The 14,597-nt window shown below is 70.9% G+C and carries 17 protein-coding genes and 1 pseudogene; 10 read left to right on the top strand and 8 right to left on the bottom strand.

Annotated features, from left to right (window positions below):
- The first annotated feature begins 14 nt into the window (after positions 1–14).
- Together abc-f and ACFW6B_RS25935 are read left to right on the top strand one after the other, a co-directional pair.
- Positions 15–1,667, top strand: coding sequence for a ribosomal protection-like ABC-F family protein (gene abc-f, locus ACFW6B_RS25940; protein WP_386599273.1), 1,653 nt, complete (start codon positions 15–17; stop codon positions 1,665–1,667).
- 301 nt (positions 1,668–1,968) lie between these two features.
- Positions 1,969–2,526, top strand: a complete 558-nt coding sequence (locus tag ACFW6B_RS25935; protein ID WP_386599272.1) for a DUF3291 domain-containing protein — start codon at positions 1,969–1,971, stop codon at positions 2,524–2,526.
- A gap of 29 nt (positions 2,527–2,555) precedes the next feature.
- On the opposite strand, the pseudogene ACFW6B_RS25930 reads toward ACFW6B_RS25935, so the two are convergent.
- Positions 2,556–2,786 (bottom strand): annotated as a pseudogene (locus ACFW6B_RS25930) (DDE-type integrase/transposase/recombinase); the annotation flags it as partial.
- A 147-nt stretch (positions 2,787–2,933) separates the two neighbouring features.
- The gene (locus ACFW6B_RS25925) at positions 2,934–3,236 is read right to left on the bottom strand and encodes a hypothetical protein (protein WP_386599271.1); all 303 of its coding nucleotides are present in this window, start codon (positions 3,234–3,236) and stop codon (positions 2,934–2,936) included.
- A gap of 281 nt (positions 3,237–3,517) precedes the next feature.
- Here ACFW6B_RS25925 and ACFW6B_RS25920 point away from each other — a divergent pair, with 281 nt between their 5' ends.
- A complete protein-coding gene (locus ACFW6B_RS25920) occupies positions 3,518–4,504 on the top strand; it encodes a multicopper oxidase family protein (protein WP_386599269.1) in 987 nt (328 codons plus the stop codon).
- Between the two features lie 132 nt (positions 4,505–4,636).
- Positions 4,637–5,143 carry a GNAT family N-acetyltransferase gene (locus ACFW6B_RS25915; RefSeq protein ID WP_386599267.1) on the top strand — a complete coding sequence of 169 codons (507 nt, stop codon included), beginning with the start codon at positions 4,637–4,639 and terminating at the stop codon, positions 5,141–5,143.
- 417 nt (positions 5,144–5,560) lie between these two features.
- Here the strand turns inward: ACFW6B_RS25915 and ACFW6B_RS25910 are convergent, their stop codons facing one another.
- Positions 5,561–5,899 carry a hypothetical protein gene (locus tag ACFW6B_RS25910; RefSeq protein WP_386599265.1) on the bottom strand — a complete coding sequence of 113 codons (339 nt, stop codon included), beginning with the start codon at positions 5,897–5,899 and terminating at the stop codon, positions 5,561–5,563.
- Positions 5,900–6,849: 950 nt separating this feature from the next.
- Here ACFW6B_RS25910 and ACFW6B_RS25905 point away from each other — a divergent pair.
- On the top strand, positions 6,850–7,668 hold the full coding sequence (locus tag ACFW6B_RS25905) for a restriction endonuclease (protein WP_386599264.1): 819 nt from the start codon (positions 6,850–6,852) through the stop codon (positions 7,666–7,668).
- Between the two features lie 277 nt (positions 7,669–7,945).
- Here the strand turns inward: ACFW6B_RS25905 and ACFW6B_RS25900 are convergent, their stop codons facing one another.
- Entirely contained in the window at positions 7,946–8,524 is a 579-nt protein-coding gene (locus ACFW6B_RS25900; protein ID WP_386599262.1) for a TetR/AcrR family transcriptional regulator, read from the bottom strand.
- A gap of 91 nt (positions 8,525–8,615) precedes the next feature.
- On the opposite strand from ACFW6B_RS25900, the gene ACFW6B_RS25895 reads away from it, so the two are divergent.
- Positions 8,616–9,062 (top strand): anthrone oxygenase family protein, encoded by a 447-nt coding sequence (locus tag ACFW6B_RS25895; protein WP_386599260.1) that lies wholly within the window; start codon positions 8,616–8,618, stop codon positions 9,060–9,062.
- A 366-nt stretch (positions 9,063–9,428) separates the two neighbouring features.
- Here the strand turns inward: ACFW6B_RS25895 and ACFW6B_RS25890 are convergent, their stop codons facing one another.
- A complete protein-coding gene (locus ACFW6B_RS25890) occupies positions 9,429–9,878 on the bottom strand; it encodes a hypothetical protein (RefSeq protein WP_386599258.1) in 450 nt (149 codons plus the stop codon).
- Positions 9,879–9,983: 105 nt separating this feature from the next.
- On the opposite strand from ACFW6B_RS25890, the gene ACFW6B_RS25885 reads away from it, so the two are divergent.
- Together ACFW6B_RS25885 and ACFW6B_RS25880 are read left to right on the top strand one after the other, a co-directional pair.
- Entirely contained in the window at positions 9,984–10,565 is a 582-nt protein-coding gene (locus tag ACFW6B_RS25885; protein ID WP_386599256.1) for a dihydrofolate reductase family protein, read from the top strand.
- 321 nt (positions 10,566–10,886) lie between these two features.
- Positions 10,887–11,432 (top strand): DUF6817 domain-containing protein, encoded by a 546-nt coding sequence (locus ACFW6B_RS25880; protein ID WP_386599254.1) that lies wholly within the window; start codon positions 10,887–10,889, stop codon positions 11,430–11,432.
- 277 nt (positions 11,433–11,709) lie between these two features.
- On the opposite strand, the gene ACFW6B_RS25875 is transcribed toward ACFW6B_RS25880, so the two are convergent.
- Entirely contained in the window at positions 11,710–12,501 is a 792-nt protein-coding gene (locus ACFW6B_RS25875) for a PIG-L deacetylase family protein (protein ID WP_386599252.1), read from the bottom strand.
- Positions 12,502–12,998: 497 nt separating this feature from the next.
- On the opposite strand from ACFW6B_RS25875, the gene ACFW6B_RS25870 reads away from it, so the two are divergent.
- Positions 12,999–13,295: a hypothetical protein gene (locus tag ACFW6B_RS25870; RefSeq protein WP_386599250.1), complete on the top strand. Its 297-nt coding sequence runs from the start codon at positions 12,999–13,001 to the stop codon at positions 13,293–13,295.
- 129 nt (positions 13,296–13,424) lie between these two features.
- On the opposite strand, the gene ACFW6B_RS25865 is transcribed toward ACFW6B_RS25870, so the two are convergent.
- Both ACFW6B_RS25865 and ACFW6B_RS25860 read right to left on the bottom strand, forming a co-directional pair.
- Entirely contained in the window at positions 13,425–13,907 is a 483-nt protein-coding gene (locus ACFW6B_RS25865) for a hypothetical protein (RefSeq protein ID WP_386599248.1), read from the bottom strand.
- A 12-nt stretch (positions 13,908–13,919) separates the two neighbouring features.
- A complete protein-coding gene (locus ACFW6B_RS25860; RefSeq protein ID WP_386599246.1) occupies positions 13,920–14,144 on the bottom strand; it encodes a hypothetical protein in 225 nt (74 codons plus the stop codon).
- A gap of 203 nt (positions 14,145–14,347) precedes the next feature.
- Between ACFW6B_RS25860 and ACFW6B_RS25855 the strand changes: the two genes are divergently transcribed.
- Positions 14,348–14,539, top strand: coding sequence for a hypothetical protein (locus ACFW6B_RS25855; RefSeq protein ID WP_386599244.1), 192 nt, complete (start codon positions 14,348–14,350; stop codon positions 14,537–14,539).
- The last annotated feature ends 58 nt before the right edge of the window (positions 14,540–14,597 follow it).

Genomic DNA, 14,597 nt, shown 5'->3' with positions numbered 1-14,597 from the left:
CCAGGGAAAGCCACATGCGCGACCGCGCCCATACCGCCCTGCCCGCCACCGCCACCGCCGTGGCGCAGCTGTCCGTCAAGTCCGTCACCAAGTCGTACGGCACCCGCACGGTCCTCGACCAGGTCTCCTTCACCGTCCGGCCCGGCGAGAAGGCCGCCGTCATCGGTGAGAACGGCTCCGGCAAGTCCACCCTGCTGCGGCTGCTCGCCACGGCCGAGACGCCGGACGCCGGAGAGGTCACCGTCCGCTTCCCCGGCGGAACCGGCCACCTCGCCCAGACCCTCGGCCTCGACGCGGACCGCACCGTGCAGGACGCCGTCGACCTCGCCCTGGGCGAACTGCGCGACATGGAGCGAGAACTCCGTGCGGCGGAGGAGTCCCTCGCGGACGCCTCGGGGGAGGAACTCGCCGCGTACGGCGAACTGCTGACCGCCTACGAGGAACGCGGCGGATACGAGGCGGACGCCCGGGTGGACGCCGCCATGCACGGGCTCGGGCTCGCCGGGACCACCCGGCAGCGCCCGCTCGGCTCGCTGTCCGGCGGCGAGCAGTCCCGGCTCGCGCTCGCCTGCGTCCTGGCCGCCGCCCCCGAACTGCTGCTCCTGGACGAACCGACGAACCACCTCGACGCGACGGCCGTGCGCTGGCTGGAGGAACACCTGCGCGCACACCGCGGCACCGTCGTCGCGGTCACCCACGACCGCGGTTTCCTGGAGCGCATCGCCACCACGATCCTCGAGGTCGACCGGGACGAGCACACCGTGCGCCGGTACGGCGACGGCTGGGCCGGCTACCGCGCCGCGAAGGCCGCCGCCCGGCGCGCGGCGCAGCAGCGGTACGAGGACTGGACCGAGGAAGTGGCCCTCACGCAGGAACTGCTGGAGGCCGCGGGCAGGCGGCTGTCCACCACCGGCCGCGATCCCGGTCAGGGCTTCGGCAAGCACCGCCGCTCCAGCGAGGCCAAGCTCGGCGGACAGGTGCGCTCGGTGCGCGAGCGCCTGGAGCGGTTGCGGCGCGACCCCGTGGCGAAGCCGCCGGTACCGCTCCGGTTCACGACGGCCCTGCCCTCGGCAGCCGACGCCCCGGCCCAGGGCACACTCGCCGAACTCGACGACGTACGGGTCGGGCAACGGCTGTGCCTGGACGGACGCCTGGCGATCGAGCCCGGCGGCCGCCTCCTCGTCACGGGCGAGAACGGCGCGGGCAAGACGACACTGCTCCGCGTCCTCGCGGGCGACCTGCGGCCGGACGCCGGCACGGTGCGCCGCCCCGCCCGCATCGGCTACCTCGCCCAGGAACTGTCCGCGCGCACCACTCGGCTGCCGCTGCTCGCCGCGTTCGCCGCCGGACGGCCCGGGCCGCCGGAGGAGCACGCCGAACAGCTCCTGTCCCTGGGCCTGTTCCGCGAACAGGACCTGCACGTCCCGGTCGCCGCCCTGTCCGTGGGACAGCGGCGGCGGCTCCAGATCGCGACCCTGGTGACCCGGCCCGCGGACCTCCTCGTCCTCGACGAGCCGACCAACCACATCGCACTCGACCTGGTCGAGGACCTTCAGGCGGCGCTCGCGGCGTACCCGGGGGCGGTGGTCGCGGTCTCGCACGACCGCGGCTTCCGCGCGCGCTTCGAAGCCGAGCGGCTGGAACTGCACGCCGGCCGCAGACGCTGACCCGGTCGCGGCACCGAACCCGCCGCACCCGCCAGGGAACCGAAGACCGGCGACGCCGGCCGGGCCAGTTCCCACAAGGACTTGTCCAAGAGGCCACGTGGACAGGGAAATCGCAACTTCGACAGGGCTCGCACAGGCGGCTACCTTCAGCGGTCTTCGGTGGCCGCCCACGGCCGCACAGGGGTTCCTCCGGGCCGGGCCGGCCGCGACGGGACGAGCCGGTCACGCCCCACGCACCCTCGCCCCCTGCGCAAGCCACCGACCGGGTCCACGCCAGACAGCCCCGACCAGGGAGAGACGCATGCCCCATCTTGCTCTGTACACGTTCGGCGTCCTGAAGTCACCTCTCGCCGGTCCCGCACCCCTCACGCGCGAGTTCTACGACACCGGCGAGACCGTCTACCGGAACATCGGCCGGCACCCCGGACACCTCGCGCACGCCGAGGCGGCGGACGGCGACCGGGGCGCGCTCTTCGAGGCGGACTGGGGCGCGTGGGGAGAGTTCGCCGTACCCACCTGGTACGGCGAGGGCCGCACCCCGCAGACCACCGCCCTGGCCGCGAGCCTCTCGCTGTGGACCGGCCTGCGCCCCGCCTCCGACGCCGTCTACACCGGTCCGCACCGCGAGGCGCTGAACAGGCGTCACGACTGGTTAGAGAGGACAGCGCACCCCAATCACGTGTCCTGGTGGGTCCCCGACGGCGTGACACCCACCTGGCGGGACGGGGTCTCCCGGCTGGAGCACCTCCACGACCACGGCCCCGCGCCGCACGCCTTCACCTTCCGCCACGCGTTCGCCCCGGACGGAACCCCGGCCAGGACCAGTGGCACCGGGCCGAAGAGCGGCCGGGCCCACTGACGGGGAAGCCCGGCCCGGGTGACACCGAGCCGGTCGCGGAGGCCGGCGAAGGCCCGGGATCCGTATTGCGCTCCGTGCTCGGAGTGGAACACCGCCCCGTCGAGGCCGCCGCGGGTCGCGGCTGCCATCCGGAGGGCGTCGGCGACCAGGCCGGTGAGCATGTGGTCGGTGACGGACCAGCCGGCGACCTTGCGGCTGAAGCAGTCCAGCACGGTTGCGAGACAGCGGAACTCCCCGCCCGCGAGCGGGAGGTATGTGATTCACCTCACGGCTGTCGGCCCGCTCGTACGTACCGCCCTGCGGCCCGCCGGGCACCGTGGCCCGGCGGCCGGACTCCTGAAGCGGTGGCTGTTCGTCCGCCCGGCCGTGCCGAAGCAGGGCCACCGACGCGGCGGCATCCTCGACCGCTACCCCTGGACGGGAAGATCGGGATGGGTGGCCAGAAAGACCATGTAGGCGATCGCCGCTGCCGCCCCCAGGAGGGACAACACACCCCCCACCACGGCGCGCGTCCCGTTCGCCCGCCCCGACTTCGACGCGTGGTACTCGACGAAGGCCCGCACGACACCGGCGAGTGCCAGAGGCAGCGTGACGAAACTGACCAGTACCCAGAACGGGCAGCACAACCAGCACGCCAAGGACGCTCCACCGAACCAGACCGCGAGCTCTGCTCTCTCTCGTCCCTCGTCCGGCGTATCGACAGAAATCATGGACCGATCCAAGCAGACCCCTTCCCGCCGTACACCCGTCGGCGGCGGCACGCACGGCGTGCCCGAGTACACCCCCCGAGGAGTCGTGCGGGGCCATGGCCCGCCTCTTCGCCGCCACCCCGGGACGACGACGGCGCCGCCCGCACCCGGTCCGTCCCGCGCCGATGCCCGAAAGACGGGCGGCCCCGCCCGCAGGACCCCGGTGCGCGGCCCGGGCTCCCGGCCGAGTTGATCTAGATTGGCCGGTCATGGGACAAAGTGGAGGAATCGGTCGCCGACTGATGCTCAAGGCCATCCCCGCCGTCGGCCTCGCGGCGGCGATCGACAGGAGCCCGGCCGGGCACCGCGCGACGACGGGGGCGACGCCCTTTCTCCAGCCGGCGGTGTCGGCCCGGCGGCCGACGCCCGGCTCGCCGTCGCCGGTCGTGGCACAGACACTCGACGTCCGGTTCACAAACGTCTCCGTCCCCGGGTACGGACCGGTACGGACACGGGCCTGCAACGGGACGATCCCCGGGCCGACGCTGCGCGTACGCGGCGGTGACACCCTGCGGCTGACGCACGTCAACGGCGTGCCGCCCAACACGCCCCACAGCGGCGGTCACAACACGCCGCACCACGCCAACAGTTTCAACCTGCACACCCACGGAATGCACGTCTGCCCGTCCGGGCACGCCGACAACGTGCTGCGCGAGTTCGCGCCACGCACGGCGGAGGAGGCCGCCGCCGGCGCCGCGGAGCCGCGGTACGTGACGATCGTCCACGCCCCGGCCGACCATCCGGCCGGCACCTACTGGTACCACCCGCACCTGCACGGATCCATCGCCGAGCAGATGGTGGGAGGCATGGCAGGGGTGATCATCGTCGAAGGCGACGTCGACGAGGTCCCTCAGGTCAAGGCGGCCGCCGACATCGTCGTCTGCATCAACGAACTCAAATTCAAGGACGGGAGGGTTCCCGCCTTCACCTCGGGCGGCTGGGTGACCGGCGTCCCCTCCACCTTCACGGTCAACGGCACGCTCAACCCCACCCTCCACCTGCGCCCGGGCGAGGTCCAGCGCTGGCGCCTGGTCGCCGCGACCGCCTTCACCGCACTGCGGCTCCAGATCACGGGGGAGCGCGGAAGCCTGACGATGCACCAGATCGCGCAGGACGGCGTCACCTTCACCGAGCCCGTAGCCCTGGACCGGATGGACCTGGCCATGGGCAACCGCACCGACGTCCTGATCCGCGGCGGCACGGCAGGCCGGGGGATGGCCGGCCGGTGAGTGGCCGCAGCGGACGGGGCGAGCAGGCCCGGCAGCCGCGCCCCGGCGGGCAGGGCGGCAGCATCCGGCGGTGTCGACATCGACATCGCCGGGCCCGGCGCCGCGGTACGCCGGTCCTGGACAATGCCTCCCATGCGTATTCGAGCCGTACGTCCGGACGAGCTGCCCCTCCTGCAGGACATCGAACGGGCCGCCGGGAAGAGCTTCCACGACATCGGCATGCCGGAGATCGCCGACGACGAACCGCTCCCGCTCGGACAACTCACCCGCTGCCAAGAGGCCGGGCTCGCCTGGGTCGCGGTCGACGACACTGACTTCCCGGTCGCCTACCTGATCGCCGAACGGGTCGACGGCAACCTTCATGTCGAACAGGTCTCGGTGCACCCGGGCAGCGCACGCCGCGGAGTCGGCCGGCTGCTGCTGGACCGTCTGGCGGATCAAGCCACGAGCCAAGGGGCAGCCGCCCTGACTCTCACCACGTTCACCGAAGTCCCCTGGAACGCCCCCTACTACGCGCGCTGTGGCTTCCGGCTCCTGGACGACGACCAGCTCACGCCCGGGCTGCGGAGAATCCGTGAACGCGAGGCCGCACACGGCCTGGACCGATGGTCTCGGTGCTGCATGCTCCGGACGCTGTGACACCGCGGTGCAGTTCCTGTGCCGGACGTTCCGGACCCACCCTCGCCGTCGAGGCGACAGGACGGTTGCTGCCCGATGGAGGGCTACGGATCCGCAGCCAAGGCATGTCCGGCGGATCATGAGTGTTCCACCGTCCGTTGCCCGTGGCCGTGCAGTCGGCGCGTCCGGCTCCGGACCTGAGCGGGACGCGCCGACGACGCCTCAACCCGTGAAGGGATCCTCCACCGTCGGGACGCACGGAGACAGCAACCCCTCCGTCGACGGTCCGCCGCAGCCTGTGCTCGTCGTCCTCGGCCGCGGACTCCCCGACCGTGATCCATCCGTGGTACTCGAACACCCCGCGATCGTAGTGAGACAGCCTGCAGGGAGGTGAAACGATGCCCACCGCACTGTGCGGACCCGCTTCGCACCTGGCGGCTACTTCCATACGACCGCCACGACGGCCGCAGCGGCCGTGAAGGTCGCCACGGCGAAGAAGGCCCACGGCTGCTTGTTCCGCATGCCCACCAGCGCTGTCACCGCCACCAGGACGTCCAGGGCCAGTTTCACTCCCGTTTTCGCGTGAGCCACCGGCAGATCCAGGGATATGCGGGTCCAGACGAGTCCGGCGCCCGTGACCAGCTGAACGATCGCGCTGGTCACCATGTAACCGCCGGTCACCAGGTCCTTGCCGCGCAGCTGGTAGAAGACGCCACCCAGGAGCGCGGCGAACCCGAAGAGGTGGAAGACGAGGAACACGTACCTGAGGATCTCCATGCCAGTGATCTTTCTATAGAGACAGAACAACCTGACGGTCTTTTCGAGCGGAACTCGGCCGTCCCCGTGTCACCTTGACGGGTGCCGTCCGCGCTCAGCCGGTGCGAGCGTGGGCCGAGAAGGCCCCGGTGGAGAAGACGGCAAGAACAGCGGTCAGCGGTTTGCCGGCGACGGTCGTTCCGGGAGCTGCCCATGGGGCAGAGGGACGCGAGAACTCCGGCGGTGATCCACAGCGCACTGCTCATCGGCAACTCCGTGATCGAGGACTTCCGCACCTGAGACGAAGCAACGGCTCGGTCCGTGACATCCGTGCAGCCGTGCATCGAGAAGGGGCGCGGTCCGGCTCAGGCGTTTCAGCCCGTGCTCGACGTCTTGACCGCGGCGTTCGACGAGCCCGTCGCGTTCCAACGACGCTTGCAGCGGGCGAAGACGGGGTCCCGTCACCACCGCCGTCTTCGGCGGCACCTGCGGCGACCTGATCCAGATCGCCACCCGGCCGAAGCGGCCTGCGCGCCGGACCGCTGCCCCGGCACGTGGTGGCCGCTGCTGGGCCGGACGCAGAAGTTGTGTCCGGAGCCGCCGTCATCGGCGTTCGTGCCTGCGGCACCGTCGAGGAGAGGACCCGGCTCACTACGACAGGCCGGGGCGAGCCGTCGAGAGCACGTCGGCTCGGGAGCGTCAGTCCGGCAGGGGGCTCTTGTGACGAACCGATTCAGCCGGCCGTTGGCCGTGCGGTGAGGGCGACCAGAGCGATGACGCGTTTGCCGATCGGTGTCCGCGGGCGCGGAATGCCGGCGCGCAGGTCCACCCCGAGGTGCCTGCCGACGGCGGCGGGCCCGCGCCTGCCGGCGGGCCGGAAGAGGTGTGCACGACGGAACCCGGTAGAACGGCCGCTGCCCGGGAAGACGCGAATCGATCTTCGTTGACGTCCCAGGGGAGGAAACATCACCATGGCCGTTCCCGCACGCCCCCGGCGTACCGCGCGCCGCCCCCGCCGGTTCGAACTCCGGTCGACGGCCGTCTATTTCGCCCTCCTCGCCATCATCCTCGCTCTGGCGGGCGCGGCCGTCCGCACCGTGGTCGCGGCCGCGGCGCACCGTCCCGCCTGGGCTGCGGCGCTCGCCCTCATGGGCGTCGGCGCCGTCATGGCCGGCTGCCGCGGGAAGCGCCGCATATCGGCGGCCAGGATCGCGCGCCGCTCGGCCGAAGCGCTGGACGAAGCCACACGGACGGCGGTCGAAGCGCTCGACGCGGCGTCACCGGCTCCCGCCGTCGGCCTGGTCCCCGCCGGGGCCGGCGCCTGCGGCGGCACGGAACCCACCGTCCTGCTTCCCGGGACCGTGCCCGAGGCGCCCGCGGACACGGTGGAGACCGCCTACGAGGCCCTGGACCCGGACGAGTTCGAACAGGCGGTGGCCGAACTGTGCCGACGCGACGGCTGTCTCGACGTGGACGTCGTGGGCGGGGCCGGCGACCTGGGCGCCGACGTCGTGGCGAGGACGCCCGACGGGCGCTCGGTCGTCATCCAGTGCAAGCGGTACTGCGACGGCAACCGGGTCGGCTCACAGGACCTGCAGCGCTTCGGCGGCACCTGCTTCACCGTTCACGGCGCCGACGTCGCCGCCGTGGTCACCACCAGCGACTTCACCGCCCCCGCGCTCGACTACGCGGAGCAGTGCGGCATCGTGTGCGTCGACGGTCCGCAGCTGCGGTGCTGGCAGGAGGGTACGGGACCGCGGCCCTGGGAGGCGCGGTCGCCGACGGGCTGAGGCGGGTCGTGGGCGGCACGCCGCCGGACTCGAGGACCGTCGGCCGAAGAGGGACGCCGTCCGCGCGCGGTCGTCGTGAGACCGTCTTCGAGGCCGGCCGGCTCCTCCGCCCGGTCACGTGAATCACCGGCCTCCGCCCCGCCCCGCCCCACCCCGGCCCGTCCGCCGTGCCCGCGAGGCCCGGGGGCGGAGAAGCCGGTGCCGGGATCGGGGTTTCGCCGACGTCGCCGACAGGCTGTCTGCCCGCAGGACCCCGGCCGCCTGCCCGCAGGGCGCGTCAGACCATGGCGAGCCGGTCCACCAGCAGCCGCACCCTCTGCTCGGCTTCCCCGGGCAGCAGGCGGCCCGCTCGGGTCAGGGTGGCGAGCCCGTGCAGGGACGCCCAGAACACCTCGGTGAACAGCCCCGGGTCGATGCCGTCCCCGGCGACCTCGGCAAGGCACTCGAGCAGGGCGGCGAAGGCGTCCTTCAGCGGCTCGGGGGTGTCCTCCTGCGCGTATGCCAGGCCGCCGTCGAGCTGGAACAAGGCGTCGTAGACCGCCGGGTTGCGTTCGGCGAAGTCGAGGTAGGCGCGGGCCAGGGCGGTGACCCTGCCGCGCGGGCCTTCCTCGGCGGAGGTCGCGGCCCGCACCGCCGCGGCCATCTCGGTGGCGCCCTCGAGGGCGACGGCGCCGATGATTTCCCGCTTGCCGCGGAAGTGGCTGTAGAGGACGGGCTGGCTGTACTCGATGCGCTCGGCGAGCCGGCGGGTGGTGACCGCGTCCCAGCCCTGCTGCTCGGCGAGTTCGCGGGCCGTCGCCACGATGAGGCGTTCGCGCTCCGCCCGTTCGCGCTGCTTGCGTTCCTGTACCGACATGAATGGATCCTAGCACTGCTAGACAAACAAGCAGTAGCAGCGCTAGCGTTGCATCATCAGCTAGCAATGCTAGATTCCGGAAGGGGTCGTCATGCTCAACGCACTCGAGGTCATCACCACCGTGGTCGTCGGCGTGATGGTGGGGGTGGAGTTCTCCGTCGCCTTCATCATGAACCGGATCCTGGACGCGCTCCCCGAAGACAGCGGCCAGCTCGGCCACGCCCACGGCGGCCGGATGCTCGGCGCCCTGATGCCGTTCTGGTACATCGGCTCACTCGTCCTCAGCGCGATCTGGGCCGCCGCCGAACGGCACCACCACGATGCCGGACTCGTCACCGCCGCCGTCGGCCTGCTGATCGTCAGCGTGGTCATGTCGATCCTGCTGCTCGTCCCGATCAACAACCGGAACAAGACCTGGACCCCCGACAACCGGCCCGCCGACTGGAAGCAGCAACTGAACCGCTGGAACCGCTACCACTACATCCGCGTCGCCGTCATCATCGCCGCCTTCACCCTGCTGGCCGCCGCCCTCGCCTGAACCCGCGAGCGAGGACCGCACCGGTGACACCGTCTTCCCCCGCGGTGCGACGGACTGACCACCCCACCGACCTCGCCGCCCACACGCACACCCCCGCCGACCGGGCCGCCGCACAGCGCCCCCGGCGCGCCGGCCGCCACCGTCCTCGCCGGCGCCGTCAGCCGGCCCCTCGGCAAATGATCTACGGCATGAGGGGTGACCGGTGCCGTTGTCCGTCACCCGGCGAGTACGAGGCTGTGCGGGCGCGCGATGCCGGGCATCGCGTGACGGACGCCGTCGCTCCTGAGCCGGCGGTCACGGGGACCTGCTCGGGCTTCAGGCCGATCGGCGCCAACTGGTCGCCCGGCGGGCGGGACGCGGACGCGCTCACTGCGTGACTTCGAGATGCGGATGGCCGAACGACGTCGGGCAGACGTAGATCTGCATGTCGTAGCCCCTGCCGATCTTCGCCATCGGCGCATCGGCGGGAGTGCGCAGCCCGGTGGGACCTGACGGCTCCTCGAGGTCTTTCAGAGGGGTCCAGCCGTCGCTCCAGCAGTTGCCTTCGCCGGAGGCGATGGTGAGCAGGGGCTCGTACCGGGCGTTGCAGGTGTCGCAGTGCAGAGGCTTGGGATCGCAGAAGCTCCACGGGCTCCAGCCGCCGACCTTCCAGCCAGGAGCGACCGAGAGCTCGTACGGGTAGTAGGCGGACGGCTTGCCTGGCCGACGGCGCCAGCTCCGGGAACACGGACGCGATGTCGACAGGCCGGGGTGGGGTGGTTCTCGGCGCCTGCGCTCCTTCAGTAGCCGCCTGGGAGTTCCGGGCGGATTGTGCATGCGGGATGCGACAGTCCTGTCGGCTGCCGGCCGATTGATCTCTTACGAGAGCGACAGCTCACGACCCGCTAATTTTGGGGGCACCCCAAAGCGGAGGAGAGCCCCATGGGCAAGGTGGTCATGTACAGCTCGGTGTCGGTGGACGGCTTCGTCGCCGACGAGAACGACCGGCCCGGCCCGCTGTTCGACTGGTTGTCCAGCGGTGACGTCCCGTTGGACGAGAGCGGCGGGTTGAAGGTGTCGCGGACGTCCTACGACTACACCCGGCCGTACTGGGACCAGATCGGAGTCACGATCGTCGGCCGCCACGTCTTCGACATGACGGACGGATGGGACGGGAAGCCGCCGGGCGGGATCGACCACGTGGTCGTCGTGACGCACCGGCCGGAACCCGAGGGCTGGGACCCCGAGGCGCCGTTCCACTTCGTCGACGGCGTCGAGGCGGCCGTGGCCAAGGCACAGGAGCTCGCGGGGGAGCGCACGGTCGAGGTCGCCGCCGGAGACGTCGGTGGCCAGGTGCTTGCCGCGGGCTTGGTCGACGAGGTGCGCATGGACGTCGTACCCGTCGTGTTCGGGTCCGGCAAGCGCTACTTCGGGTCGGTCCACGCACAGCACCTGCTGGAGGATCCTGACGCGGTGATCCAGGGCGACCGGGTGCTTCACCTGCGCTATCGGGTGCGCCGTTGACCGATCCGAGCGGACACGGGAGGAGCGTCACGAAACCCCTCGTCGGCCATCCCTCAAGGCAATGACCTGCGGAGACGGGCGCCCCACCACGACGTGGGCGAAACCGTCCGCCGCAAAAGTACGCGGATTATCGAGGGCCACAAACCCAAGCTGTCGCTTGGGGGTTCATAGAGAATTGCAGGATTGACTTGGGCGCCGGCGGTCGCGACGATCGGCGCAGGGTCCGGGCGGCAACCCGTCTGAGTCTTCGCGGCGGTCCGGACCCCATGTGAGGACAGGGGCGGGTGCCGACCCGCCAAGACCGAAAGGGAGAACAACCCCGTGTCCCTGCCGACCGACGCCACCGCCCAGGCCGTCGCGCTCCTGCGCAAGCTCGGTGCCGAAGACCTGCCCCACCCCGGCGGTACTCTCCTCGCCCACCTTCAGCGCGTACAGGCACACCTCTCTGAATGGGGAGCGCGCCCCGCCCTCCAACTCGCAGGCTTGTGCCACGCGTTCTACGGCACCGACGGCTTCGCCACCGCTTTGCTCTCCCACCGCCACCGCGCCGAACTCGCGGCGGTGATCGGCGCCGAGGCCGAGGCCGTCGTGTACCTCTACGCCAGTTGTGACCGCAAAGCCTCCCATCCCACGCTCACGGACACCGACGCGGCCTTCCGCGACCGGTTCACCGACCGCGTCTACACCCCGACCCTGCAACTGCGACGGGACTTCGCTGAGCTGTCCGCGGCGAACGAACTCGACATCGCCCGCGTCGACAGTGCTTTCCGCGAGAAATGGGGCCCTGGCCTCCTCCGCCTGTTCGGCCGCTTCCGCCCGCTGCTGAGCGAAGATGCCTGGCGGGAGTGCCGGACAGTGCTGTCCTGAAGGCCGGCCATGTGGCGAATCCGGTAGTGATCACTGGGCAGGTGACGTGCCGGTCGGGGGATTCTGCGGTCTGGGCAGGGGTGTCGTACTGCACAGGAGCCAGGCGAAGGACCGTTCGGCGCCCCAGCGGCGGGGCAGTGCTGGAAGCCGTGAACGTTCTCGCGGCGCCGGACGCAAGGCGCGTAGGAGCAGGCGTTCCGGTTCCTGCGGGAGCGCGACAGCGAAGAACCGGGCTGCGGCACGGACCCGCGCCCCTTCAGGAGCACGGACGGGAAGATCACGGCGACAGCACGTGCGAGACGGCCGGAGCGGGGACGGCACCGATACGGGTGAAGTATTCGGTGGCCAGGATCCGGTCGCGCGTTGCCTCGTCGAGGCGGGCCAGCAGTGCGGGCAGGGGCCGCTCGCCTTCGAGCTGGCTGATGTGTGAGCAGATCGCGGCCCACTTCTGCGCCAGCCAGGGCGTCACGTCCACGGTCGCGGCCACGTCCTCGTCCGCCACGGCGAGCAGCGTCTTGCCGACGCCCGCCAGCAGCGGCCCGAGGTCGCCGATCGCGGAGTGCGGGTGCGTGGCTCCGTACAGAGCGCCGGTCCGCCACGGCTCACCCGCCCCGTCGTGGAGCCGACCGGTTCCGGCGGCCTCCACGGCGAGCAGGACCACCTGGTGGGTCCGACGGTGGTCCGGGTGGCCGGTGAGCTGGCCGAGCGCGTCGTGCGTGACGACGACATCGGGACGGAACCGCCGGATGTGCGCCACGATCTGAGCGACGGCGTCGTCCAGGTCCACCTCGCACCAACGGGGCCGGCCGGGCGCCGAGGACGGGTTACGGGTGTCACCGTATCCGAGCAGGCGTGGCTCGCCCGCGCCCAGAACCCTCAACGCCGCGGCCAGCTCGGCCGCCCGCGCGGTGCCTTGGTCCCAGGTCGTGGTGACGACGGCCGTGCGGGCGCCGGCTGCGGCATGCCGGGCGAGCACACCGCCGGCGAGCAGACTTTCGTCGTCGGGGTGGGCGAAAACACCGAGCAGCGACGGCAGAGCGGACCCGGTCGTGGAAGCGGACGCAGCCAAAGCAGAAACCTCGTTCCTTACCGTGAGCGGATCGGCGACACGGGCTCGGGCGACTGTGCGACACAGAGGAAGCCGGCCGGTACACGGCCCTCCCTCCCCGCCGGACATCGCGGTCGTGACGGCTTTCTCGTCGGGTGAGCCGCACCGATCTGGACCGGTGTCGGGGCCGTTCCGAGTGTCTCGCGAACGAAGGTCTTCGTTCGATAGCTCTTGACCAGCTCTCGGGCTCGACCGCGAAAACACACGTCTCAGGTGCCGTCACGGCTGCTCGGTACCGGATGCCCTCAGCGGGCGCAGGCCGGAGCCGACGAATGCGAGTACCAGGAACAGGACGCCGCCGCCAGGAGCAGGATGCCGAGCAGGCCGCGCAGAAGGCCGGCGGCCGGCTTCCCGCTTTCGTGTCCGGTCCGGGCGGTCCGCGGCGACCGGTCACGCGGGCGGCCCGCAGTGGCTCTGGGCGGGCCGGCGTTGTCGGTGGTGGCTGCGAAGCTGATCGGATGAACGGTGACGAGCAGCTGCTGAACGGCCGGGTCTACGGTGCGGACCACGAGGACCCCAATCCCGGCCCGCTTCCGCAGCGGACCTATGCCGAACTGGTCGGCGGGCCGCTGGACGGTCTGCTGCTGGACATCCACGGGTGGCGGACCGAGGAGGTCGACGACGGAGTGGCCCTGCCCACCGAGTTGTCGCGGTGGCCCGGCGGCCGCGCCCTGTACGACCCCCGCCCCGGCGAACCCCGCACACAGGGGCCCGGCGTCGCGTGCCGCTTCTACCACTCCGGCGACACACCCTGACCACAGGACCGGCCATGAACCCGGCCACAGCACCGGATCGCCCCGACCGCAGCCCGACCGCGATCTCCGAGATCCCCGACAGCGTCACCTGCTCAGCACCTCGTTTGTCCGCAACGAGGTGGGCTCCCGTCACAACACCACGAGCAGCACCCCAAGGCCGAGGGTCAAAACGGCGAAGAGCTGTGAGACGAAGGCGTAGAGGAGCAGCTTCGACTTGCTGCGCCAGGCATCGAATGTCGTCTGCCATGTGTGGAGTTGAGCCGTGGCTATCACCTTCTGCGCCTCGTTCGCACTGGCTGACCAGTAGGGCTCGGCCAAGTGCCCGTGGAGAGAATCGGGCCGGGGTTCCTGCCCCTTGCGCGGCACGTTGACGAGGACTCCGAATGTCGACGACAGCGTGAAGCCGAGCAGGGACAGGGCGACAAGAATTTTCGCCCCCGTGTTGTGCTCCATTTTGCCGGGAGACACGACGAGGAACGCCAGGAGCAGGGTGACCAGGGTTCCTGACGAAGTGATGACCGTTACGCCCCGGCCTTCGACCGCGGCTTTCCTGGCCTGCATTCCAGCGAGCCCCTTTTCTATGTAGGCGGTCATCACTTCGCCTGCGGTCACGCGACTTCCTAACTACTCGGGATCCAGGTCGGGGTCGTAGTCGGGAAACGGATTCATGCCGTCATAGACGTCTTCCATGACGATCCCTGGATAGTTTCGCTTCCTTGGCTTCTCTTCTTGGGATTGCATCCGAGAACTGGAGTTTTCTTCAGCCTCCGCGCCGGCCGCCGCCTGGGCGCTTTCGCGGTTCCTTTTCTTTTTCGACACATGGACTCCGAACAAATCGCGGGAGTCCATGCTCCACGGTCCCACCCTTGATCGGTAGAGGGCTGCAGTGGATCCCCTTGTCCCACCAATACCCACCGGCAGCCCTTTCCTCGTCCGACTCGTTCGGGCCGACGGCAGAGGGACCGCCCGCTGACGTCCGGAAGGCGGTGAGCCGGCATGAGCGGAGACGGTGGCGACGGGGGAGAGGGCCTGCTTCCCCCGTAGTGGGCCAGATGCTGGACGACATCACCCGGCTCCGCGACACCATGCGCGAGGCCCGCGCCCAGGCGAACGGCACCACTGCCGGAATGAAGACAGAGGGCGCCACGGCCTTCGCGGGCATGGCCCGCACGGGCAAGTCCACCTCCCTGACCGGCCTCGGCGCCACCTCCATCCCTGATCTTGCAGGGTATCCCCGGCTTTAGCAGGGGAGGGAATGCATCCTTGGCCCGGAGCCGCGAAGCGGCGGGGTTCTCTGTGGCT

It is taken from the genome of Streptomyces sp. NPDC058751 (genome assembly GCF_042746485.1).
In the GTDB taxonomy this organism is placed as follows: domain Bacteria; phylum Actinomycetota; class Actinomycetes; order Streptomycetales; family Streptomycetaceae; genus Streptomyces.
Note: the sequence above shows the minus strand (reverse complement) of the source record. Positions and strands in the feature narration are given on the sequence as shown.

Coding starts and splice junctions, on each gene's coding strand:
- ACFW6B_RS25870 (WP_386599250.1), top strand. CDS start 12,999: ATGAACGGTGACGAGCAGCTGCTGAACGGCCGGGTCTACGGTGCGGAC.
- ACFW6B_RS25910 (WP_386599265.1), bottom strand. CDS start 5,899: ATGGAGATCCTCAGGTACGTGTTCCTCGTCTTCCACCTCTTCGGGTTC.
- ACFW6B_RS25855 (WP_386599244.1), top strand. CDS start 14,348: ATGCTGGACGACATCACCCGGCTCCGCGACACCATGCGCGAGGCCCGC.
- ACFW6B_RS25885 (WP_386599256.1), top strand. CDS start 9,984: ATGGGCAAGGTGGTCATGTACAGCTCGGTGTCGGTGGACGGCTTCGTC.
- abc-f (WP_386599273.1), top strand. CDS start 15: ATGCGCGACCGCGCCCATACCGCCCTGCCCGCCACCGCCACCGCCGTG.
- ACFW6B_RS25920 (WP_386599269.1), top strand. CDS start 3,518: ATGCTCAAGGCCATCCCCGCCGTCGGCCTCGCGGCGGCGATCGACAGG.
- ACFW6B_RS25925 (WP_386599271.1), bottom strand. CDS start 3,236: ATGATTTCTGTCGATACGCCGGACGAGGGACGAGAGAGAGCAGAGCTC.
- ACFW6B_RS25895 (WP_386599260.1), top strand. CDS start 8,616: ATGCTCAACGCACTCGAGGTCATCACCACCGTGGTCGTCGGCGTGATG.
- ACFW6B_RS25935 (WP_386599272.1), top strand. CDS start 1,969: ATGCCCCATCTTGCTCTGTACACGTTCGGCGTCCTGAAGTCACCTCTC.
- ACFW6B_RS25905 (WP_386599264.1), top strand. CDS start 6,850: ATGGCCGTTCCCGCACGCCCCCGGCGTACCGCGCGCCGCCCCCGCCGG.
- ACFW6B_RS25915 (WP_386599267.1), top strand. CDS start 4,637: ATGCGTATTCGAGCCGTACGTCCGGACGAGCTGCCCCTCCTGCAGGAC.
- ACFW6B_RS25890 (WP_386599258.1), bottom strand. CDS start 9,878: ATGCACAATCCGCCCGGAACTCCCAGGCGGCTACTGAAGGAGCGCAGG.
- ACFW6B_RS25900 (WP_386599262.1), bottom strand. CDS start 8,524: ATGTCGGTACAGGAACGCAAGCAGCGCGAACGGGCGGAGCGCGAACGC.
- ACFW6B_RS25860 (WP_386599246.1), bottom strand. CDS start 14,144: ATGGACTCCCGCGATTTGTTCGGAGTCCATGTGTCGAAAAAGAAAAGG.